17 protein-coding genes and 1 other annotated feature are annotated in these 22026 nt (G+C 49.6%); of the genes, 6 read left to right on the top strand and 11 right to left on the bottom strand.

What is annotated here, in order from left to right; genetic code table 11:
* Window positions 1–12 precede the first annotated feature (12 nt).
* The 5 genes from AF331_RS00675 to AF331_RS00655 form a co-directional block, all read right to left on the bottom strand.
* The gene (locus AF331_RS00675) at window positions 13–1614 is read right to left on the bottom strand and encodes an amidohydrolase (RefSeq protein ID WP_053426333.1); all 1602 of its coding nucleotides are present in this window, start codon (window positions 1612–1614) and stop codon (window positions 13–15) included.
* A gap of 125 nt (window positions 1615–1739) precedes the next feature.
* Window positions 1740–3323 (bottom strand): acyl-CoA synthetase MbcS, encoded by a 1584-nt coding sequence (mbcS, locus tag AF331_RS00670; RefSeq protein WP_053426332.1) that lies wholly within the window; start codon window positions 3321–3323, stop codon window positions 1740–1742.
* Between the two features lie 133 nt (window positions 3324–3456).
* The gene (locus AF331_RS00665; RefSeq protein ID WP_048007455.1) at window positions 3457–3660 is read right to left on the bottom strand and encodes an alpha/beta-type small acid-soluble spore protein; all 204 of its coding nucleotides are present in this window, start codon (window positions 3658–3660) and stop codon (window positions 3457–3459) included.
* A gap of 90 nt (window positions 3661–3750) precedes the next feature.
* On the bottom strand, window positions 3751–4956 hold the full coding sequence (gene thiI, locus AF331_RS00660) for a tRNA uracil 4-sulfurtransferase ThiI (RefSeq protein WP_053426331.1): 1206 nt from the start codon (window positions 4954–4956) through the stop codon (window positions 3751–3753).
* Window positions 4953–6104, bottom strand: coding sequence for a cysteine desulfurase family protein (locus AF331_RS00655; RefSeq protein ID WP_053426330.1), 1152 nt, complete (start codon window positions 6102–6104; stop codon window positions 4953–4955). The genes thiI and AF331_RS00655 overlap by 4 nt, the downstream gene beginning before the upstream one ends.
* A 284-nt stretch (window positions 6105–6388) precedes the next feature.
* Between AF331_RS00655 and brnQ the strand changes: the two genes are divergently transcribed.
* Complete coding sequence (gene brnQ, locus AF331_RS00650) at window positions 6389–7726, top strand: branched-chain amino acid transport system II carrier protein (RefSeq protein WP_053426329.1); 1338 nt, start codon at window positions 6389–6391, stop codon at window positions 7724–7726.
* A gap of 192 nt (window positions 7727–7918) precedes the next feature.
* Here the strand turns inward: brnQ and ezrA are convergent, their stop codons facing one another.
* The gene (gene ezrA / locus AF331_RS00645) at window positions 7919–9607 is read right to left on the bottom strand and encodes a septation ring formation regulator EzrA (RefSeq protein ID WP_053426328.1); all 1689 of its coding nucleotides are present in this window, start codon (window positions 9605–9607) and stop codon (window positions 7919–7921) included.
* 222 nt (window positions 9608–9829) lie between these two features.
* Between ezrA and hisJ the strand changes: the two genes are divergently transcribed.
* Window positions 9830–10627 (top strand): histidinol-phosphatase HisJ, encoded by a 798-nt coding sequence (gene hisJ, locus AF331_RS00640; protein ID WP_053426327.1) that lies wholly within the window; start codon window positions 9830–9832, stop codon window positions 10625–10627.
* A 3-nt stretch (window positions 10628–10630) separates the two neighbouring features.
* Here the strand turns inward: hisJ and refZ are convergent, their stop codons facing one another.
* Window positions 10631–11275: a forespore capture DNA-binding protein RefZ gene (gene refZ, locus AF331_RS00635; RefSeq protein WP_053426326.1), complete on the bottom strand. Its 645-nt coding sequence runs from the start codon at window positions 11273–11275 to the stop codon at window positions 10631–10633.
* Window positions 11276–11515: 240 nt separating this feature from the next.
* Between refZ and AF331_RS00630 the strand changes: the two genes are divergently transcribed.
* The gene (locus AF331_RS00630; protein ID WP_053426325.1) at window positions 11516–12001 is read left to right on the top strand and encodes a GAF domain-containing protein; all 486 of its coding nucleotides are present in this window, start codon (window positions 11516–11518) and stop codon (window positions 11999–12001) included.
* 46 nt (window positions 12002–12047) lie between these two features.
* On the opposite strand, the gene megL is transcribed toward AF331_RS00630, so the two are convergent.
* Together megL and AF331_RS00620 are read right to left on the bottom strand one after the other, a co-directional pair.
* Window positions 12048–13232 (bottom strand): methionine gamma-lyase, encoded by a 1185-nt coding sequence (gene megL, locus AF331_RS00625; protein ID WP_053426324.1) that lies wholly within the window; start codon window positions 13230–13232, stop codon window positions 12048–12050.
* A gap of 196 nt (window positions 13233–13428) precedes the next feature.
* Window positions 13429–15231, bottom strand: coding sequence for a sensor domain-containing diguanylate cyclase (locus AF331_RS00620; protein WP_053426323.1), 1803 nt, complete (start codon window positions 15229–15231; stop codon window positions 13429–13431).
* A 529-nt stretch (window positions 15232–15760) separates the two neighbouring features.
* On the opposite strand from AF331_RS00620, the gene rpsD reads away from it, so the two are divergent.
* Window positions 15761–16363 (top strand): 30S ribosomal protein S4, encoded by a 603-nt coding sequence (gene rpsD, locus AF331_RS00615; RefSeq protein ID WP_048007445.1) that lies wholly within the window; start codon window positions 15761–15763, stop codon window positions 16361–16363.
* A gap of 144 nt (window positions 16364–16507) precedes the next feature.
* On the opposite strand, the gene AF331_RS00610 is transcribed toward rpsD, so the two are convergent.
* Entirely contained in the window at window positions 16508–16723 is a 216-nt protein-coding gene (locus AF331_RS00610) for a hypothetical protein (protein WP_053426322.1), read from the bottom strand.
* A gap of 411 nt (window positions 16724–17134) precedes the next feature.
* Between AF331_RS00610 and AF331_RS00605 the strand changes: the two genes are divergently transcribed.
* Window positions 17135–17323 carry a hypothetical protein gene (locus AF331_RS00605; protein ID WP_053426321.1) on the top strand — a complete coding sequence of 63 codons (189 nt, stop codon included), beginning with the start codon at window positions 17135–17137 and terminating at the stop codon, window positions 17321–17323.
* 66 nt (window positions 17324–17389) lie between these two features.
* On the opposite strand, the gene tyrS is transcribed toward AF331_RS00605, so the two are convergent.
* Window positions 17390–18652 (bottom strand): tyrosine--tRNA ligase, encoded by a 1263-nt coding sequence (tyrS, locus tag AF331_RS00600; protein WP_053426320.1) that lies wholly within the window; start codon window positions 18650–18652, stop codon window positions 17390–17392.
* A gap of 52 nt (window positions 18653–18704) precedes the next feature.
* Window positions 18705–18918: a binding site (T-box leader), on the bottom strand.
* A 145-nt stretch (window positions 18919–19063) separates the two neighbouring features.
* On the opposite strand from tyrS, the gene AF331_RS00595 reads away from it, so the two are divergent.
* A complete protein-coding gene (locus AF331_RS00595; RefSeq protein ID WP_053426319.1) occupies window positions 19064–22000 on the top strand; it encodes a transglycosylase domain-containing protein in 2937 nt (978 codons plus the stop codon).
* Window positions 22001–22026 lie beyond the last annotated feature (26 nt).

Here is a 22026-nt window from a genome sequence, read left to right as displayed (position 1 = left end):
CAGGGGCAATCATTATTTTTTCCTATCTCTGCTATATACGATATCTTCATCGACGACGGTCATCGCCACCACTTGTTTCAGGAGCACATCAGGACCTCCTGCGAAGGGATCTTCATTGAGGATCGTGAAGTCTGCATCATACCCTTCCTTGATGAGACCGCGGTCGGCTTCGTGGTGACACGCGAAGGCACTGCCTTTTGTAAACAGGGAGATGCCTTCATACATGCTCAATACCTGGTCGGGTCCAAAAACCGTATGATCGGGATCATTCGGGTTGGTCCGGGTTACGGCCGCATGGATACCAAGCAGGGGATTGACCGGCTCGATCGGGGCATCGGAACCGCCTGCGCAGTGGATCCCTTCTTCAAGGAGGGTCTTCCATGCATAGTTATACTTCATCCTGTCTTTCCCGATCCGGTCGATCACCCACGGGAAATCTGATGCGACAAACCGGGGCTGGATATCAAGGATCAGATCCAGTCCCTTGATTCTCTCGATCAATTCATGTCGGAGGATCTGGGCATGGATCAATCGATCGCGCCGCCCCTTCACCGTAGGCTCTTTCGTGATGGCATCCACCACCTGTTCAAACGCCAGGTCTCCGATTGTATGGACAGCGATGGGTAAGTCATAGGATCTTGCCTTCGCTACGAGGGCCTGCAAGTTTTCCTCCGTATGGATACTCACCCCGCTGGTGCTTTCATCATCGGCATATGGATGGCTGAGGAGGGCCGTCCTCCCACCAAGGGCCCCGTCGGCAAAGATTTTCATGGCGCCGAATTCCACATAGGGGCTTCCCTCGAGGAATTGATGCCCTTCATCGTGCCAGTCTTCGATGACGGCATGATGGACAAGGAGGTGTGCCCTGAATTTTTTACCGTCTTTTCCGAGGGTATTCCTGAACGCCTGATACGTTTTGTTAAAGTCCCCGTAATAGCTCAAATCTTCTGTATGACCGCCTGTAAGGCCGTTTTCCCAGCAGCTTTGAACCCCTTTTGAAAGGGCTTCTTCGAGGTATTCCAACGAAATCGAAGGCAGGATCCCCGTCAAGATATCCTGTGCCGTATCCTTCAGCACCCCGTTGACACGTCCGTCATCGTATCGGTCGATCAGTCCCCCTTCGGGATCTTCCGATGCGTCGGTGATGCCTGCTTTTTCAAGGGCCAACGTATTGACGACGATGGCATGGCGGCATATCCGTTTCAGGAGGACAGGGTGTCCCCCCGCTACGTGATCGATTTCATCTTTGGTGATGACCTCAGGATCTTCCCAAAGATTTTCATTCCACCCTTCCCCGATGATCCAGTCTCCTTCCGGGGTACGGTCTGCCTTCTCCTTGACCGCCAGCAGCACCTGCTCCTTGCTGGTCATCTCGGAAAGGTCCAGCCTCATCAATGTCTCTCCATGTCCAATGAGGTGCATATGGCTGTCCACAAACCCCGGGAACATGATCTTGCCTTCAAGGTCCATTTTCCGGTCGACTGCAAACCGTTCTGTAAGGGCCGCTTCGCTGCCGAGCGCCTTCACTTTGCCATCTTCCGTCCATACAGCTTCTACAGTATGACCTTCTGCCTGCATCGTGTAGATTGTTCCATTCGTCCATAATGTTCCCATCGTGGTTGTTCCCTTCTTTCCAAAAAATTCTGTATCTACTGTACCATAAAAGTGCAAAAATCAGAAAGAACTGAATTTATGCGATAACGAAAAAAAGGAAGCCCCTGCGGACTCCCCTTTTTTGGCTATAAGTTTTGTGCTGTCAGTTCTTTTTGTCGGAGTTCGATTCTCCTGATCTTGCCTGAAGTCGTCTTCGGCAATTCGTCGACGAATTGAATCTTCCGTGGATATTTGTAAGGAGCCGTCAGTTCCTTGACATGTTCCTGTAGGGAAGGGATAAGAGCCGGATCGGCTTGGTCTACATCGTCTTTCAGGACGATGAACGCCTTGACGACCAGCCCCCTGATCTCGTCAGGGCTCCCGACCACGGCGCATTCCTTCACGGAAGGATGTTTGACCAGGGCGTCTTCTACTTCAAATGGCCCGATTGTATATCCCGAAGAAATGATGATGTCATCGCTCCTTCCCTCGAACCAGAAGTATCCATCTTCATCCCGTTTCGCTATATCACCGGTGATATAGTAATCTCCGCGGAATTGCATGGCCGTCCTCTCGGGATCTTTATAGTAGTTTTTGAAAAGGGCCGGGGTTTCAAGGTGAACGGCAATGTCCCCCACCTCACCGTTTTCACAAGGCTTCCCGAGTTCATCGATGATTTCTACCCTGTTCCCAGGAGTCGGTTTCCCCATTGACCCGGGACGCAGTTCCATTCCTTTGGTCACCCCGACAAGAAGGGTATTTTCCGTCTGCCCGTATCCATCCCTCACAAGGACGTCAAAATGCTTTTGGAACGCGTCGATGACTTCGCGGTTCAATGGCTCGCCGGCTGAAACCGCGCTGTGAAGGGAATCAAGATTATAGGAACCGAGATCATCCACCTTTGCCATTAACCTGTACTCAGTCGGTGTGCAGCACAGGACGTTCACCCTATGATCTTGAAGGATCTTCAAATAGGCATGCGGCTCGAATTTCCCTTGGTAAACAAGACCTGTCGCTCCTGAACCAAGGACGGATAGGAACGGGCTCCAGATCCATTTTTGCCAGCCTGGACCTGCCGTGGCCCACACGACATCCCCTTCCTCGATGCCCAACCATTCCTTTGCAGCAGTCTTCAGATGGGCGTAGGCCCAGCCGTGCGTATGTACAACCCCTTTGGGATTCCCCGTCGTACCGGACGTATAGGAGAGGAACGCCATGTCATCACGGTGTGTATCAGCGAAACCAAGCTCGTCCGAAGCGTTTTTCGCTTCACCTTCGAGATCGGTCCATCCATCTTGTCCCCCGCCGACAACAAATCTCTTTACATTTTCTATACCCGCAACCCCTTCAAACTGACCGATAAACGGAGAATATGCGACAATCCCCTTAACATCCCCATGATCAATGCGGTATCCGAGGTCCTTGGCCCTTAACATTTCCGAGCTCGGGATCACCACAAGACCGGCTTTTAAGGCAGCAAGGTAAACAGCGTACGCCTCAATCAGCCTTGGCATCATCACCAGGAGCACATCGCCTTTTGTAAATCCAGCCTCAATGAAAACGTTTCCATATTTATTCGCCAATTTAATCAGATCATCATAGCTGATCTGCTTTTCGTTACCTTGTTCATCCATCCATAGGAGGGCTTTTGCTCCATCATTTGCAGCAAAGCGTTCGACTTCCTCCACCAGATTATATGTTTCCGGTGCTATAAGTTCTTCCCTTTTCATCGTGGTTCCTCCTTTTTTTTACATAGCCCACTCTATTATACAAAATGTTTAAACTTTTTTAAATATTCTTTTTACTGATAGCAAAAAGAAAGGAGCGGGGCAATGCCCGCTCCTTTGTAGCCATTGTATTCAATTATTTTTGGTAACCGCCGATTTGTTGTTCAGCCATTTGAACCAAACGCTTAGTGATTTCACCACCTACAGAACCGTTAGCGCGGGCAGTTGCATCTCCACCAAGTTGAACTCCGAATTCAGAAGCGATTTCGTATTTCATTTGGTCGATAGCTTGTTGAGCTCCAGGAGCTACTAGTTGGTTAGAACTTCTGTTGTTTGCCATGTGTTTTCACCTCCTCGTTGCTTGTTGAGTATAGAATGTGCGAAAACACATGGCTTCATGCAAGGGATTTCTTTGGTAAATGTTCCTAAATCAGAGGAGCTCGTCGAAGTTTTCTTCCTTATGGGAAGAACCGTCGATCTGCATGATTTCCGTTTTTTCGACAGCTTCTAGGATGAGCTCATCGAAGTTGACAAAGCTTTCGTAGTACTGGACCTTTTCACGCTTCGGCCTGGTTTTGGGAGCAGGCGGCGTAAAGATCGTGCAGCAGTCTTCATATGGAAGGATCGAGATATCATGCGTATCGATCTTCTGGGCAATGTCGATGATTTCAAGTTTATCCATGGCGATCAACGGTCGAAGGACAGGGGTATTCGTGACATCATTGATGGCCTGCATGCTCTCCAGTGTCTGGCTCGCCACCTGGCCGAGACTTTCACCCGTCACGATGGCAAGCCCTTCGTGTTTTTCCCGTATCATGTCTGTGATCCTGAGCATCATTCTCCGCGTGGAAGTCATGGTGTAATTTTCAGGCACTTGATCATGAATCAGCTGCTGGATTGCCGTAAACGGGACAATATGAAGATTCACTTTTCCGCTGAACGCCGACAGCTTTTTCGAAAGATCGATGACCTTCTGCTTTGCCCTTTCACTGGTGAAAGGAGGGCTGTGGAAATGGACGGCATCGACCTCCACGCCCCGTTTCATCGTCAGGTAACCGGCAACGGGGCTATCGATCCCCCCAGAGAGCATGAGCATAGCCTTTCCGCTCGCTCCCACCGGCATGCCTGTTGCACCCGGGTAGATTTCGGATGAAAGGTAAACCCCTTCCTTCCGAACCTCCACATTCAGTTTAATATCGGGATTGCGGACATCGACGGTCAAATCCTCCATATTCTTCAGGATGTATGACCCGATCTGGTAGTTCAATTCGTTCGTATCAAGGTGGAAGGTCTTATCTCCCCGTCTTGCCGATACCTTGAACGTTTTTCCGGGTTCAAAGCTTTTTTGCACAAGGGCAAGGCCCGCTTCCATCATTTCATCCACATCCCTGCCCGTCATGACAACCGGGCTGAATGACTGGATGCCGAAGATCGAAGATAACCTTGTGATCACTTCTTCCCCGTCCGCTTCCCCCAGCAGGATGTGAAGGCGATCCCTGCTTGCATTGACCGATATGGAAGGAAGGTCCTTCAGGGCCTCCAGGATGTTTTCCCTCAGTTGGGACGTAAATTTCTTGCGGTTTCTTCCTTTGGTGGAAATTTCACCGTATCTGACTAGAATTCGATTATATTTCATCGTGATCTCCTCATCGTTTTCATTAATGATCGGATTTCCCTCTCCAATGTTTCCAGGAACATCCGTGCTTCCTGCATCGTCGTATGGTAGGACAGGCTCACCCTGAGTGAGCTGTTCGCCCGCATGTCCGACACGCCCATGGCAAGAAGCGTTTCACTTGGTTTATGCTGTCTGGATGAACAGGCACTCGTGGTGGAAAGATAAATCCCATGCTGGTCGAGTGAATGGACCATCACTTCCCCCTTGAACCCTTCGATGGAAAAGTTCAGGATATGGGGGGCTGCGTTGATTTCCGGTGTATGGACCGTCACATAAGGGAGCTTGGATAATCCGTCCCTTATGAAGCCTTGGATTTCCTGCATTACTGGAAGGGATTCTTCCCTTTCCTTCAAATGCATGCGAAGGGCCTTGGCAAAGGCCGCGATCCCCCCTGTGTTTTCGGTCCCGCTCCTGAGGCTGCCTTCTTGTTCGCCACCGGATAGCAACGGTGAAAGGCGCACCCCACTCCTGACATAGAGGGCCCCCGTTCCTTTTATTCCGTGAATCTTGTGGGAGGAAAGACTGCACAGGTCCACCCCCGCGCCATGAAGATCAAGCGGTATTTTCCCGCATGCCTGCACGGCATCCACATGGAAAAGGGTTTTCGGGCGATCCTTGAGCAGTTCGCCGATTTCCCGGATCGGCTGGATGGTTCCGACCTCATTATTGACGTGCATGACGCTGACGAGGATGGTATCATCCCTGAGCGCATCTTCAATCTCCTTCAGGTCAATTCGTCCATCCTCATCCACGCCTACATAGGTGATGCTGAACCCGAACGGTTCAAGATCTTCTACAGCCTTTTTTACTGAAGGATGCTCGATGCGGGAGGTGATGATATGCCTCCCCCTGTTCTTGTACTGCATGGCCGTACCCTTGACGGCCAGATTATTCGACTCGGTCCCTCCCGATGTGAAGAAGACTTCCGATCCTTCCACGCCAAGGAGGTCCGCTACCTGCTCCCGTGAACGTTTGATAAGGTCATCTGCCTTCCCACCGAACGAATGGATCGAAGATGGATTTGCATACAGTGTTTCGTTCACCTTCATGAACGTATGGAGTGCTTCTTTATAAGGTTTCGTTGTGGCACTATTATCTAAATAGATCATACATCTCACCTGCTTATGGTTTGGCTCACATTTCAATTTTTAATCTTACCATACCTGCAGGGATTCCCAAATAAGAAGCGCACTTTTTTATTGTTCATGAAATTTTAATATACTTTCCAAATTTATTCATTGAAATATAACTGAATTTTTGCGAGAATCATGTAAGTAAGTGACAGGTCATACTATTTGAATATACTAAATTGTTTGATTATTTCGTTATTGAACGCACTTATCCCTTCTTACCAACATAAGAAATCAAGCACGAATGAAACGGAGGAAAGTATATGAATAAGAAAGCGCTTCCATTTAGTGGCGTAATGGCAATAGGCTTGATGCTGTTCGCCCTCTTCTTCGGAGCCGGGAATATGATATTCCCTCCATTTTTAGGCCAGCAGGCTGGAGATCATGTTTGGACAGCCATCCTGGGATTCTTGATTACCGGTGTGGGACTTCCCCTTTTGGGCGTCATCGCGATTGCCAAGTCAGGAGGAGACCTGCAGTCCCTTGCCAGCAGGGTGCATCCCGTTTTCGGCATCGTCTTCACCGTCATCCTTTATCTCGCCATCGGTCCCTTCTTCGGAATACCGCGTACCGGTACGGTCACCTATGAAATCAGCGTTCTGCCTTTCTTGCCGGAAGGATTGACCGACAGCCGGATGCCGATGATGATCTTCTCGCTCATCTTCTTCTCCTTGACCGCTTGGCTCAGTTTGAATCCGTCCAAGCTGGTCGACCGGATCGGGAAGATTTTGACTCCTTCACTACTGATCATCCTTGCCGTACTAGTCGTAAAAAGTATCGTCACGCCCATGGGCAGCCTTGGTACACCAATTGAAGCCTATCAAAATGGGCCCCTTTTCAAAGGATTCATCGAAGGGTACCTGACAATGGACACGATTGCGGCACTCGTCTTCGGAATCGTGGTCATCAATTCCATTAAGAATCACGGCATCACCTCGAAGGCAAGTATTTCAGCCATCACCATGAAAGCCGGTGTGATTGCGGCTACAGGTCTTGCCCTCGTCTACCTGTCCCTCAGCTATATCGGGGCCAGCGGGACCGATGCCATCGGAGAACAAGCTAACGGCGGCGCACTCCTTGCCGCAGCCTCCGAAGAACTGCTGGGATCGTTCGGGATCATCGTCCTTGGCCTGGCCATTCTGTTTGCCTGCCTGACGACATCAATCGGACTGGTATCGGCGAGCGCTCAGTACTTTTCAAAGCTGCTTCCGATCCCTTACAAAGCCTTGGTGTTCATTATTTCATTGTTCAGTATGATCATTTCCAATATCGGATTGACACAGCTGATTTCCATCTCACTGCCGGTGCTGATCTTCATTTATCCAATGGCCATCGTATTGATCATTCTTTCGTTCTTCCACAATCTGTTCAGAGGCTACCGCCCCGTGTATATCACGGCGCTTGCCCTGACCGCTTTCATCAGTCTATTCGACGGACTGAAGGAAGCCGGTATCGAAGTGACTGCCGTCAGGGACTGGCTTTCATTCCTTCCCCTCTATGCAGAAGGGATCGGCTGGATCGTCCCGGCAATTTTCGGCGCCTTGATCGGCTTCGTCATTTCACTGGTTCTCGGAACGAGCAAAAGAGTGATACAAGCGTAATCGGCACACCATCCGTCCCGGCCACATCGGGGCGGATTTTTTTGTGGGCGGGGAAACTCCGGGGATGATCGTTGATATCCACTACTATCCCGTGCCCCGAACGTTGGGAATCCCCCGTTTGGTATGATCTATATATGGACCACAAAAAAAGCAGCACCCTCGCCCGTTTTCACGGTAAAGGGGACTGCTTTTTTATTTATTCTCAATCATTTTCTCGATTTTCTTCAGTGCGCCCGGCTCTATCTTTTCCAAGGTGGTGGCCGCTTCTTCCAGCGCCCTCCGGTATTCATACTGCCTGAAAGCTTCCTCGGCATTCCTGAGGCCGTCATGGACGGATGAATAGCGGCTTCTATAGCGATTCCCGTACTGGATCACCCGTTCCGAGAGGACGACGTCTTCGATGAGTTCATCGGTCTTCTTATAGAAATGATCCACGGTGTCTTCTGCAGCAAGCAATGTTTCCTGAACAAATTTCATATTCAGCGGTTTCTCGGTGAGACTCACATTCACCTGCTCGATTTTATTATGGACTTCGTCAAGAAGATCTTTGTATCCTTGCGGGAGGCCAGGTGCGTTGCTTTTGGAAATCATGCGGCTCGCTTCGGCCACCTTTTTCTTCAGCTCATGGATTTTTTCCCTGGTGGCAAGCTCATCTTTCCTCATCGTTTGAAGATAAAGATTGAACTCTTCCTGCTCCCTGTTCAGTTCGTCCAGACTGCTCCGGATATCCTTCAGTTCATCACTCAGATTGGAGTAAGGGGCACCCTGTTCTTCTTCCTTCTTCATAATCAGTTCATGTCGTTTGGAAAGCTGGATGATCTTATGTTCCAGATCCTTGGGGATCGTGAGTGCTTCGTCCCGGAGATGGTACGCCTGCTGGACAATCCGGAGCTCCGCCTGTATGTCTTCGTTCTCTTCCTTGGCCTTGATGAGGCTCTCCGTCGTGGCATCTTTATACTGCCCGATGAAATGCTTGGCGTGTACTTCCTTTTCCAGGATATCGTAGAACGATTCAATCGTTTCCTTCATTTCCTTCAGGCCTTCTTCCACGCCTTCCACCTTCAGTTCCCCGAGGTCGGTGACGTGGGATGCAAGGGATGCCTTCAGTGCGGCGGCCTTTTCTTCCACCTCCACATGATCCAGGATGTACCCTTCTTCCTTCATCCCCTCATATCCGGCCTCGAGCTCTGAAATCTGGACCGGCAGGACGTTTTCACACTCTGTGAGCAGGTTCGGGATGGCCTCCATCTTATAGGCGGTCTCCCTCATTTTCTCAGACAGCCCTAGGACCATCTCACGTGCTTCGATATAGTTCCCCTGTTCGGTCAATTCCTCGAATCGTTCGATTTGTTTGCCCATCTCATCAAGGATGGTTTCGATCGGTTTAGCCGTGGAACCATATGTATGACGATAAGCGAGAAGTTGCTTCTTGCTTTTGCGGTATTCTTCCTGAAGCGTCTGGATCTCTTCCCTGTTCTTTTCCTCACTGCCGATCAGTTCATCGAGTTCCTTCAGGATCGTCTCGATCTTCGTCTCGGTACCGGTGAGGATCTCATGGATACGGGAAAGGGTGGCTTTTGTTTTGTTGAACCGGAACTTATCCGTATGCTCCTCTGCATCGAATAGAAGTTCTTCCACTTCAGGGAGCTGCACGGCTACGATCTCATCCCAACCCTGTCTCCAGCGTTCGAATAATTCCTCGGTCTGCCCGGTCATGTTCAATTGTTTGACTTTGGAAAGTTCATCCGAGACAGGACGATTCATGATATCGATCTTCCAGGATTCGTAGCGATCGACCTCTGCATAATATTTCTTCCTGACAAAGAATCCAGTCAGGAAGACAATCAATACTAGTAGTATTCCACCGATGATGTACTGCATCATAAGCCCCCTGTTCAACTATTCAGTAACATTTATCTAAAGTTAAGTTTCTTAAAATTTATCTCATTGCTATAATGATACCATGTTAACGACATTTTTTGACTATTAAATTCGAATTTTACTCGATAAAAAGTCATAATCGGCAGTTTTTCCGTTCAATGGACGATTTTTCGCCATTTGACGGGCAAAATCTTAGCCGATTAAGGAATAGGAGGCTTCTCCATGATCAAACGGGACGGTCATATCCATACCCCATTCTGTCCGCACGGAAGCAAGGACACCATGGAAGAATATGTCGAAAGACTCATCGCACTCGGATACACCCATATCACGTTCACAGAGCACGCTCCCCTTCCCAGGGACTTCATCGATCCTGTGCCGGAAAGGGACAGCGCTATGCAGTTCGGGCAAATGGACGACTATTTGAAAGAAATCGACCGTCTAAAAAGGAAATATGATGGCCGCATTGTGATTTTAGCAGGCCTGGAGGTGGACTATATCGAGGGATATGAAGCAGGTACAAAAGAGTTGCTGACGAAATACGGTCCATCCCTCGACGACAGCATCCTCTCGGTTCATTTCTTGAAGAAAGACGGGGCTTGGTATTGCCTGGACTATAGTGATGAAACCTTCGGCAGGATGACGGAAGCCTATGGCGGAGTCGATCCGGTCCATGAGGATTATTACAGAGCCGTCCTTTCTTCCATCCATTCGGACCTCGGTCCCTATAAACCGAAGAGGATCGGTCATATGACACTGGCGAACAAATTCCAGAAGCTCTACCCGACAACCCGATCTTTTTCCCGGGATATTTCAACCATCCTCGACGCGATCCTCGCCAACGGTCTGGAAGTCGATTATAACGGGGCAGGTGTCATCAAACCTCACTGCGGCGAGTCCTATCCACCCGAACCGGTCATCCGGAAGGCTTATGGGATGGGGATCCCCGTCGTATATGGTTCCGATGCCCATACGGTCAGCGGCCTTGATCAAGGAAGGACACGGATGACGTTCCTCTGAATCTCAGACGAGCATCTCTTTTTCGAATGGTTCATTCCTCTGTTCAACAAGCATGAGCCGGATCCACTGATCGATCTGCTGATAGTAATGGTCAACAAAATAGAATTCCTGCGGGAAAAGCTGCCATACTTCCCTCAGCTGCTGGCTGTTCAAAAACGGGAAGGTCAGCATGGACTTCAGCTGAATGATGAGGAAATTCACCGGCTGCTTCTTGAATGAGTGATCCATCATCCCCTTTTCAAACAGGCACTTCAAGTAGAATCGCTCCTTCATCAGATAGGAAGCGATGATCTCCCTTACGACCTGGGAATCGATGGACACCTCCCTCCAGATGAACCGGGTGAGCTGATGGTTCTCGCTTTGGAACTTGAGGAGCTTGTAGACGGCACGTTTCAGGCACACTTCTGCATCGATGTATGGAAGGGCAGCGGTCTCCTCCTCCAAAAAACGGAGATAGGGTTCAAAGAAATGCGTGAAGCATGCTTCGAGAAGCCCCTGCTTCCCTTTAAAATAATAGGAGATCGTCGCCGGGTTGACATCGGCCTTGCCGGCGATATCCCTGACGGACGTCCCATCGAATCCATGGTCATTGAATAATGAAACAGCAGCAGCAAAAATCGCATCTTTTGTACTTATAAGCTTCTTCATTCGAATCCCTCGTTTCGTTTGATTGGCCGGTAGAGAACGGAATGGATTGAAGATTTCTTGGAAATATGCTAAAACTGATTCAATACGTTCGTGAGGATCCCGTATAGGGACCTTCAGCGTTACAACATGTATTCGTCCATCGCGGCCGATTCCCTCCTTTTACTTATCGACATAATCCATCGAGTGAAGGGGAAATGGGGTGCGGACGGATCAATTCGTGTAGAATAGGGGGAGTTTGTGTTGTTTAAAGTAGAAAAATATGAGGAATCAAAAGATAAAGGGTACACACTCGTCACAAAACAGCTGAGCGCACTGCTTGAAGGAGAGCCGAATGTCATTGCGAACCTCAGCAATGCTTCTGCGCTGTTGAATCAATTTCTCGACCGCACCAATTGGGTAGGCTTCTATCTCTACGAAGAAGAAAGCAATGAACTCGTCCTCGGTCCATTCCAGGGACTGCCTGCATGTGTACGCATCCCGCTTGGCAAAGGCGTTTGCGGCACGGCCGCATCGGAACGGAAAACGAGGCTCGTCGAAGATGTCCATGCCTTTCCCGGTCATATTGCCTGTGATGCTGCTTCACAATCAGAGATTGTCGTACCGATCGTGAAGGATGACAAGCTGATCGGCGTCCTTGATATCGACAGCCCTGAAAAAGGCAGATTCGACGAAGAAGATCAACATCATCTTGAACGCTTTGTGGAAGAACTTGTGCGCCACGTTTAATAGGATGCGAAAAGGAGGGGAGCCGATCCGGCTTCCCTCCTTTTTCTTATCCTATCCGATTCAGTGCGTTCTCAATGTCCTCCCAGATATCTTCATAGGCTTCCAGCCCTACGGAAAGTCGGAGGAGCGTATCGGTGATCCCCATCTTCATGCGCATTTCTTCCGGTACCACCGCATGCGTCATCGTTGCCGGATGCTGGATGAGGGATTCGGCATCACCGAGGCTGACGGCGATCTTGATCATCTTCAGCTCATCCATGAGCCTCTGCGCGTCTTCCTTCCCTCCCTTGATGGTAAATGAAATCATCCCGCCCGGCTTTTTCATCTGCTTGGTCATGATGTGATGCTGTGGATGCTCCACCTGCCCCGGGAAGATGACCGTCTCCACCAGTGGATGATGCTTAAGCTGCTCCGCCACTTTTGACGCACTCTCACAGTGGCGGTCCATCCTCACGGCCAAGGTCTTCAATCCCCGCAGCAAAAGCCACGCATCAAAGGGCGAGATGATGCCGCCGATATCCTTTTGGGTGGTCATGCGGATCGTTGACATCCGTTCCTGATCGCCTACGACGATCCCCGCTATCACATCTCCATGCCCGCCGATATACTTGGTGGCACTGTGGATGACCAGATCGCAGCCAAATTCAAGGGGACGTTGAAGGTAAGGCGAGCAAAAGGTATTGTCCACTACCACAGGGATTCCTTTTTCCTTTGCAATCGAAGAAACAAGCTCCAGATCGATCAGCTGCATCGTCGGGTTGATCGGCGTCTCTACATAGATGCAAGTCGTCCGGTCCGTAAGCTTCGAGCGGATTTCCTCCTCCGTGTCCATGGGAGAAAAATCATGGCTTATCCCAAATTTCTCTTCCATCAGCTCCAACAGTCCGAACGTGCATCCGTACACCCCTTGCGAGCATACGATATGGTCGCCTGCCTTCGTCAATGAAAATAGCACAGCTGAAACCGCCGCCATCCCCGAGCCGAATGCAAGCGCCGCTTCACCGCCCTCCAAAGAAGCCATCCGCTCCTCAAGGATCGACACCGTCGGATTCCCGAGTCTTGAATATATATATCCATCCTCTTCCCCTGCAAAGCGCCTTTCCCCCTGCTTTGCCGTTTGAAATGTATAGGTGGATGTCTGATAAAGCGGCGGAGCAAGACTGTCCGAATGCCCCACCGAAGAATAGCCTTCATGAATGACCCTGGTCTCAAATCGTTTACGTTCTTTCATTTCTCCCTATCCCTCCTCTGTCTATACTTCTAGAATATGCGAAATGACGTTAAAAAGAAAGCGTTTACACTAATGTGCTAAAGTAAGAATAGTAAGCTTCTTTCCCCTCATTCGTTAGTCACCACCTCCACGTGTACGCTCAGTCAGGGAGATGCACCCATCATACGAAAAAGCCCGCCGGAATTCCGGCGGGCTTTCATGCATATGTGGTTCGATCCTCAAGGACCACTTGATTCTTCCCATTATTCTTGGCGATATAGAGTGCTTCATCCGCCCGCTTCACAAGCTTCTCCACCGTGACCGCAGAACGTTTCCGGTGCCAGGAGGCCACTCCGCAAGAAAGGGTCACCCTCGGAGAAGTCTTCTCCGAGATCCCTTCCACAAGGGCCCTTCCGATCAAAGCGCCGATGGATTGCTCGACAGAAGGGAGATAGACGGCCAGTTCTTCGCCGCCCCACCGGGCAACATAGCCGCTTTCACCCACCACTTCCTTCATCAGATCCGCCACCTGGACGAGCACTTCATCACCGACCTGGTGACCGAACCGGTCATTGACCGATTTGAAATCATCGATATCGACAAGAAGCAGGGTGCCGTGATCATCCTGTTCCATGGAAGCATCCATCTTTTCTCCGAGATAGGCCCTTGCGTATAGATTGGTCATCTGATCAGTGATGACCAGCTCCTCCAATTTCTCCCGAAGCCTTGCATTCGTGATGGCAAGGGTGGAATGATGGATGAAGGATTGAAACAGCCTATACATGTCGAACGAGAAACGATACGTATCACGGTGAAGGACAAGGCAGAACCCCAGGAGGTTTCCATCATGCAACATGGGAACGGCCATCAGGGAAGAAAAGGCTTCTCCATCACCCACTTGTTCGCTCATCTCACCGATGAAGATGGCTTCCCTGTTCTCTTGCATTCTCTCGTGGACAAAATCCACATACCGCTTCCCAGATGGAAGACCGAACAGATCCGAGCTCTCCTCCGCGATCATAACAGCTCCGCCTTCAAACAAGACAAAGCCGATATCTTCCGTCTGGAATGATTTCTCCACCTGCTTCCTTAAAAACTGGAGGGTGTCCGTCATTCTCAGGTTCAAGTTCAACTGATGGGAGGTTTCATTGATCAGCTGAAGATCTGAAATGACTTTTCTTGATTGTTCGTAAAGTTTTGCATTTTCAAGGGCACTTCCAGCCGTATAGGCCAGGAGCCTTACAAATTCCATCTTATGATCGGTCAGCGGCGACGTAGGATTGAGCTTCACTTCCAGGACTCCGTAAATCCCTTGTGTCCCTTTGAGGGGGGCATAGAGGACATGCTCTCCCCAGCATTTCATTTCCCCGCTGACAAACACATGCATCGAGGCTTCATTTGCTTTATCCAAATCAAAGTGACGGATCGAATGGGCTTCATTCCCAACGGGGTCATTCGCCAGGAGCAGCGTGAACACGTCCTGGGGGAAAACGCGCTTCAGGGTATCCATCGTCACAACAAGGAGCTTCCTCACATCCCTGGTGGAATGGAAAATCTCCGTCACGTTGAACAACTCCCTGTACCTGCGTTCATCTTCATGCACGGTCTGAATCGCACTCGTATGCAATAGGAAGCGATTGCTCACCTCCCATATCTGCTTCAGATGCGCGGGTCCCACTTTTATGCCACCGCTCCAAAAAAGCAACAGGGAGCCGCCCCCCTGATGATCAGCGAAAGCAAACCCATGGCAGATTCCTTCATTGGCCCCTTCATAGCTGATCGAAAAAGGATTCCGATACCGGATTTCCTCTTCCCGGATCGAGAGGGGGATATCCTGCTCCTCCCCGGAACCATACAATAGATAGGTATCATCCGAATGGATATACAGATGTACCCGCTCTGCGTTCCAAGACTCTCTCATGATCCCGAGCCATCTTTCAATATAAGTGGATGGTTCCCCATCATAGATCAAGTCGAAAAGATTCGATTTATACGTTAATAGTACTTCGTTGTCAGTCATTTTTTCCCTCACCCACACCAAAGGTTTGTCTTGTAACGCTACAGCAACAGCCGGGAGCTGCAATGGCGGCTTATGGACCGACAATCCGCCGCCTTACTCACTTCCCGACATCAGATAACTAAAAAATCAGAAAACAATACCCATTGACCCCTCCGAAACGAAGGGGCCCGATCGGGAGATGCTTTACCATCTCCCCCTTTGTGGACGACGTTCGTACTTTTCTATAAACGTCATTATAGCATAGTAAGTGACTTATGGACTAGATTGATCTTCAGGTATGATGGGTTTTTGGATAGGTCCAAATCCCTCCTTGACTTCTGACACTCCGCATCATATAATATTCTTTGTGTAAAATAATGCAGCTTCAGTGAAGTCCCTTATGACCGTATTTTGTTCCTCTTACCACGAGGTGTATCTCGTAACCCGCTGCTGCTAGGGCGAAGGTACATGAAAACAAAATGCACATATTGGCTGTTCACAGGTGTTTTTATTTTACAACAAAATAAAAACAATAAAGGAGGAGTCATTCATGGCTCGATATACTGGCCCAAGCTGGAAACTATCCCGTCGTCTTGGAATCTCTCTAAGCGGAACGGGTAAAGAACTAGAAAAGCGTCCTTACGCTCCAGGACAACATGGTCCTAACCAACGTAAAAAAATCTCTGAGTATGGTCTTCAACTTCAAGAGAAACAAAAACTTCGTCACATGTACGGAGTAACTGAGCGTCAATTCCGCAACTTGTTCGATCAAGCTGGCAAACTACAAGGTAAGCACGGTGAAAACTTCATGGCGCTACTTGAGTGCCGTCTTGATAACGTTGTATACCGTCTTGGTCTTGCCCGTACTCGTCGTCAAGCTCGTCAGCTTGTCAACCACGGTCACGTAACAGTGAATGGTTCACGCGTAGATATCCCATCTTTCCGCGTACTACCAGGACAAGTCATCTCAGTTCGTGAAAAATCACGCAACCTTGACATCATCAAAGAAGCGATGGAAGTGAACAGCTTTGTTCCTGAATTCCTTACTTTCGATGCTGACAAGCTTGAAGGTACATTCACACGCGTTCCTGAGCGTTCTGAACTACCAGCTGAAATCAATGAAGCTCTTATCGTTGAGTTCTACTCTCGTTAATGAGCAAAAGGATCCCTTGGAATGTTGTTCTCAACGTTTCAGGGGATTTTTTCTGTTTGGAAAACGTCATCGGCCGAGACTCCCCATCGTCCCCCAGTGTAATGCTATGCAAATAATCACCTCTTTCAGCACGCTTCCGTTATCCTATGCATCCCCACTACCGGATCCCCTCATCTCTTCCACCATGGCTAACAGCTTATGATCAACTTCCGGTTCTTCAGCGCCTCCACTTCCGCCGTCCCCTGCAGCCCTGAGCCTCGCGCACATATCATCAATCTTCTTCTCCTTCTTCACAATCTTTAAGATCTTTAAGTTCTTCTTTATGTTTCCATCTTCATTCCACTTCTCTTTCACATCCATTTCATAAGTCTTTCACATCCATTTCACAAGGTGTTTCAATAAGATACAGCGTTGAGATCTGTAAGGAAGAAAACAAAACCTGCTCCGCCATCTTTTCCGTGCAACGCCATCGATCGTCATGACTTCATTTTTGAATACGCCCATGCCCCATCCACCTGATCTCCTATCTTATATATAGGTTCTGCCTGCAAGAAAGGGTACCTTCTAAGAAATTTTTCAACTGGAGGAAACATATCATCGAAGTGTGGCGATACGGTCCCATGCTTCGGATTCACAGCAGAACAATCGATGCGTTCACTCCTTTTCCCCTTCCCTCGATTGGCTTGTGTGCTAAAATAATATGAGATGATTCCAGTTTAAACCACCATTTCCTCTTGATGGTTATGACTCGTCCCTATTGGAGGTGATGCAATGACTCTATGGATTTGTGTAGCGTTGATTTTGCTTTCAACGGTGTTGGGCTCTGTCATGAACGACAAAAAACTCAACGCACGCCAGAAAAAACGCACGGCAATCTGGATGATCGGCTCGTCCGTCTCATTGGCCGCCGCACTGGCAATCGTTGAATATAGTGATACGATCGCGGCATGGCTGTCGTAACGTCCGATGACGCAAAAAGGACTTCCCATCCCGGGAAGTCCTTCTTCATATTAACTTTTCGTTCATTCACACATATTGGATACGGAAGTATTTCTTCTTCCCTCTCCGGATGATGGTGAATTTGTTTTCGATTTTATCCTCTGCCCCCATGACATGCTGAAGATCCGTCGTGCGTTCACCGTTGATGTAGATCGCACCATTGCCGACATCTTCGCGCGCCTGGCGTTTCGATGGGGAGATCTTCGCATCGACGAGGAGGTCGACAAGACCGAGCTCCTCAGAAGCTGAGGCTTCGACCGTCGGGACGTCCTTGAAGCCTTCAAGGATTTCAGCCGCAGATAGGGATTTGATGTCTCCGCTGAACAATGCCGCTGAGATCCGGATCGCCTGGTCCAGGGCCTCTTCACCGTGGATCATCCTGGTCATTTCTTCACCGAGGGCTTTTTGAGCTTTACGCAGATGAGGCTCTGTTTCAACGGATTGAGCAAGTGAATCGATCTCCTCATGAGAGAGGAAGGTGAAGTACTTCAGATATTTCACCACATCGGCATCCGCCGTGTTGATCCAGAACTGGTAGAACTCGTATGGTGATGTCTTTTTCGGATCGAGCCAGATCGCACCGCTTTCGGTTTTTCCGAATTTCGTTCCGTCCGCTTTCGTTACAAGGGGGATGGTGAATCCGAACGCCTTCGTTTCCTCATCATGCGTTTTGCGGATCATTTCAAGACCGGTCGTGATATTCCCCCACTGGTCGCTTCCTCCGATTTGAAGCTTGCAGTTGTAGTGATCATACAGGTGATTGAAGTCCATCGCCTGAAGAATCGTGTAGGTGAATTCCGTGAATGAAATCCCGGACTCAAGACGGGATGAGATCGTGTCTTTGGCAAGCATGTAGTTGACGCCGACATTCTTCCCGAAGTCCCGAAGGAAGGTCACCACATCCATGGATCCGATCCAATCATAGTTATTCACCATCACGGCTCCGTTTTCACCCTGGAAGTCGAAGATGCTTTCAAGCTGAACCTTGATGCATGCAACATTTTCCTGGATCGCTTCAACGGTCTGCAGCTTGCGTTCTTCGCTTTTCCCGCTCGGATCCCCGATGAGACCCGTAGCTCCACCAACAAGCACGAGGGGGCGATGACCCGCATTCTGGAAGCGGCGCAGGGTCAGAAACGGCAGAAGATGACCGATATGCATGCTGTCTGCCGTCGGATCGATCCCGCAGTAGATCGAGATGCTTTCCTTCTCCAATTGTTTCTCCAGTCCTTCTGCATCCGTCTGTTGGTACGTGATGCCCCTCCAGTCCAAATCCTTCAATAATTCCATTTTTTCATTCCTCCTTATCGTTTAGCGCATAAAAAAAGCCCCTGCACAAATATGCAGGGACGCTGTTCGCGCGGTACCACCCAAATTAAGGACAAAGCTGTCCTTCACTCTTTTGAAATAACGGCTCTTACCGTTTGCTGCTACTTGGGTTCACAGCAAAAGCTCCGGGAGGTAATTCGTCTGCGTGCCGTGCCGATTTTCACCACCCATCGGCTCTCTGGACGTTACGGGGTACACAAGCTACTTATTCCCATCATTGCGTATCACATTTAAATCACTCTATATGGTTTTTATCATATTCCGCGAGAATAGTCAACGACTGCCCCTCCAGCCGTCAGACTTTTTTCCACTTTTTCCGACCGGATTCACCCTATTATGCTATAATGGGAATGTTCTGGAGGGGATGAATAAATGAACGAAAAATGGAAATTATTTCTCGATAAAATAGATCCTGTACTGAAGCCTTTCCGAAGTCCGACAGTGCAAAAACGGACTCGGATTACATATGGAGTGCTATGGAACCTGCTGCTGATCATCATGGTCACGGCCGTCCTCGGCTTTGCCTTCGCCGGGGGAGTCGGGGCAGGCTACTTTGCCTCCCTGGTCAAAGACGAGCCTCTGCGCCCTTATGACGAAATGAAAGATGATATCTATAACTATGAAGAAACGTCCCAGCTCTACTTTGCCGATGATGTGTATCTAGGAAAGCTCCGCACCGACCTCGAGCGTGAAGAAGTGAAGCTGAAGGATGTATCGGTTGACCTGCAGCATGCCGTCATCGCAACGGAGGATGAGTACTTCGAAGAGCATGACGGAGTGGTACCGAAAGCCATCGTGCGGGCCGTGATGCAGGAATTCACCAATTCCTCCACTCAATCAGGCGGAAGTACACTCACCCAGCAGCTCATCAAAAACCAGATCCTCACCAATGAAGTGTCCTTCGAACGGAAGGCAAAAGAAATCCTCCTCGCCATGAGGCTGGAGCGATTCTTCGATAAAGAAGAGATCCTGGAGGCCTACCTCAATATGGCCACCCTTGGCCGGAACTCATCCGGTCAGAATATTGCCGGCGTCGAGACTGCCGCCGAGGGGATCTTCGGTGTGAAAGCAAAAGATCTTTCCCTTCCGCAAGCCGCCTTCATCGCAGGGCTCCCACAAGCGCCCTTCACCTACACGCCTTATACGAATCAGGGTGAGCTGAAGGAAGACCTGGAAGCTGGTTTGAAACGGAAAAACACCGTGCTGTTCCGTATGCATCGCGAAGGATATATTACGAAGAAACAATATGATGAAGCGGTCGCCTACGACTTGAAGAAGGATTTCATCAAGAAGAAAAAATCGCCACAGGAAAAGTATCCTTGGCTCATGGCCGAACTGGAAGAGCGCTCCATCGAGGTCTTGACAGAGGTCCTTGCCGAAAAGGACGGCTATTCAAAAGAAGACCTGGAAAATAACGATAAGCTGACGAAGGAATACGAAATCCAGGCTGACCGCAAGATCCGCTCCGGTGGATACAAGATCCACTCGACGATCGACAAAAAGATTTACGATCAGATGCAAAAAACGAAAGACGAATACAATATGTACGGCGTCACCAAAACGAAAACCGTCACCAACGAAGAAACAGGAAAAGAAGAAAAAGTCGAAGAACCCGTCCAGGTCGGTGCCATCATGATCGAGAATAAGAGCGGACGGATCATCAGTTTCGTGGGCGGAAGGGACTTCAAACTGGAGCAGACCAACCACGCCACCCATTCCAATCGGTCCAACGGTTCGACGATGAAACCACTTCTGTCTTATGCTCCGGCACTCGAGTACGGGACAATCTCACCGGGCACACCAATCCCCGATGTAGAGTTCTCTATTTCCGATGGAAGCAGTTCGTCATGGTCGCCTAAAAACTACTCTTTCAACGAACGCGGTCTATATCCTGCTCGTTACGACCTTGCAGAATCATTGAATATCCCGGCGGCACGGAATTACATCAATATCTATGACCGCGACCCCTTCAATGAGTTCCTGATGAAGATGGGCTTCGACTCCCTTACCAAACAGGATAATAACTACGCCCTCACACTGGGAGCCGCTTCACAGGGTGTGACGGTTGAAGAAAATGTCAATGCCTACACGACTTTCGCCAACGGTGGGAAATTCGTGGATGCGTATATGATCGAGAAAATCGAGGATTCTGACGGCAACACGGTATTTGAGCACAAGTCAGAACCGGTGGACGTCTTCAGTCCACAAACGGCGTATCTCACAATCGATATGATGCGAGATACATTGAATCATAGTCTTGGGACAGGACGCTATGCCAAACAGTTCCTGAATTTCTCTTCCGACTGGGCAGGGAAATCCGGAACGAGTCAGTTCTACCATGATTCATGGTTCGTGGCCTCCAATCCGAGCATCACATTCGGGACCTGGTTCGGATATGATCAGCCTTCTCCACTGAAGACACCTGATTCCGATGCCCTTTATGGCCATTATGGCCAGCGTACGATCCGACTATGGGCACATCTCCTTAATGACACAAGGGATATCGATCCAGAACTGATCGACCCCGATGAATCATTCAAGGAACCGGATGGCATCGTGAAACGCTCGTTCTGCTCGATCTCAGGCATGCTTCCTTCCGAGGCATGCAGCAAAGCCGGCCTGGTGAAGACCGACCTGTTCAATGCCAAATATGTGCCGACGAAGACCGATGACAGCCTCGTGATGAGCAAGTACGTCGTCGCAGGTGGCAAGAAGTATATGGCCTTACCGGAAACACCTGACGAGTTCGCCGAACAGGGAGTCATCCTGAATCCGGACTTCGTCAAGAGGATCTTCGGCAAGGTACCGGGAGATGCCAGCAAGCTCATCCCGGACGGAGACGCCCGCTTTAAGAACGTCCTCGTCGCCGAGAATAAACTGTCGGATGATGGTCAGGCCCCTGGAGGAGTGAAAGCATCCGCAGGAGGCAGCTCCGTTTCCTGGACATCATCAGGAAGCAGTGATGTGGTCGGTTACAGGGTTTACAGTTCTTCAGGCAAGAAGGTGGCAAGCGTCAAGTCCGGCGGCTCTCAATCAGCAAGCGTCGGAAATGGTTCTTACTACGTCGTGGCCGTCGATGTGGCCGGAAAAGAATCCAAGCCATCCAACACGGTCCAGATTGGCAGTTCAAAGCCGAAGGCAAAACCGACGAATGCAAAACCGGAAGAGAAAAAGCCGGACAAACCGGATGAACCAAAAAAGCCGGAAGAGTCAGAGACGGATGATGGTCAATCAGATGACTCCACTGATCCGCCGGCTGAAGAAAAACCAGATCCCCCTGCCGAACCCGATAAGCCGGCAGACGAATAAGGAAAGGCCCCCTCATCCAGGATGAG

Origin of the sequence: Rossellomorea marisflavi (assembly GCF_001274775.1) — a bacterium.
Lineage (GTDB): Bacteria > Bacillota > Bacilli > Bacillales > Bacillaceae_B > Rossellomorea > Rossellomorea marisflavi.
Note: the sequence above shows the minus strand (reverse complement) of the source record. Positions and strands in the feature narration are given on the sequence as shown.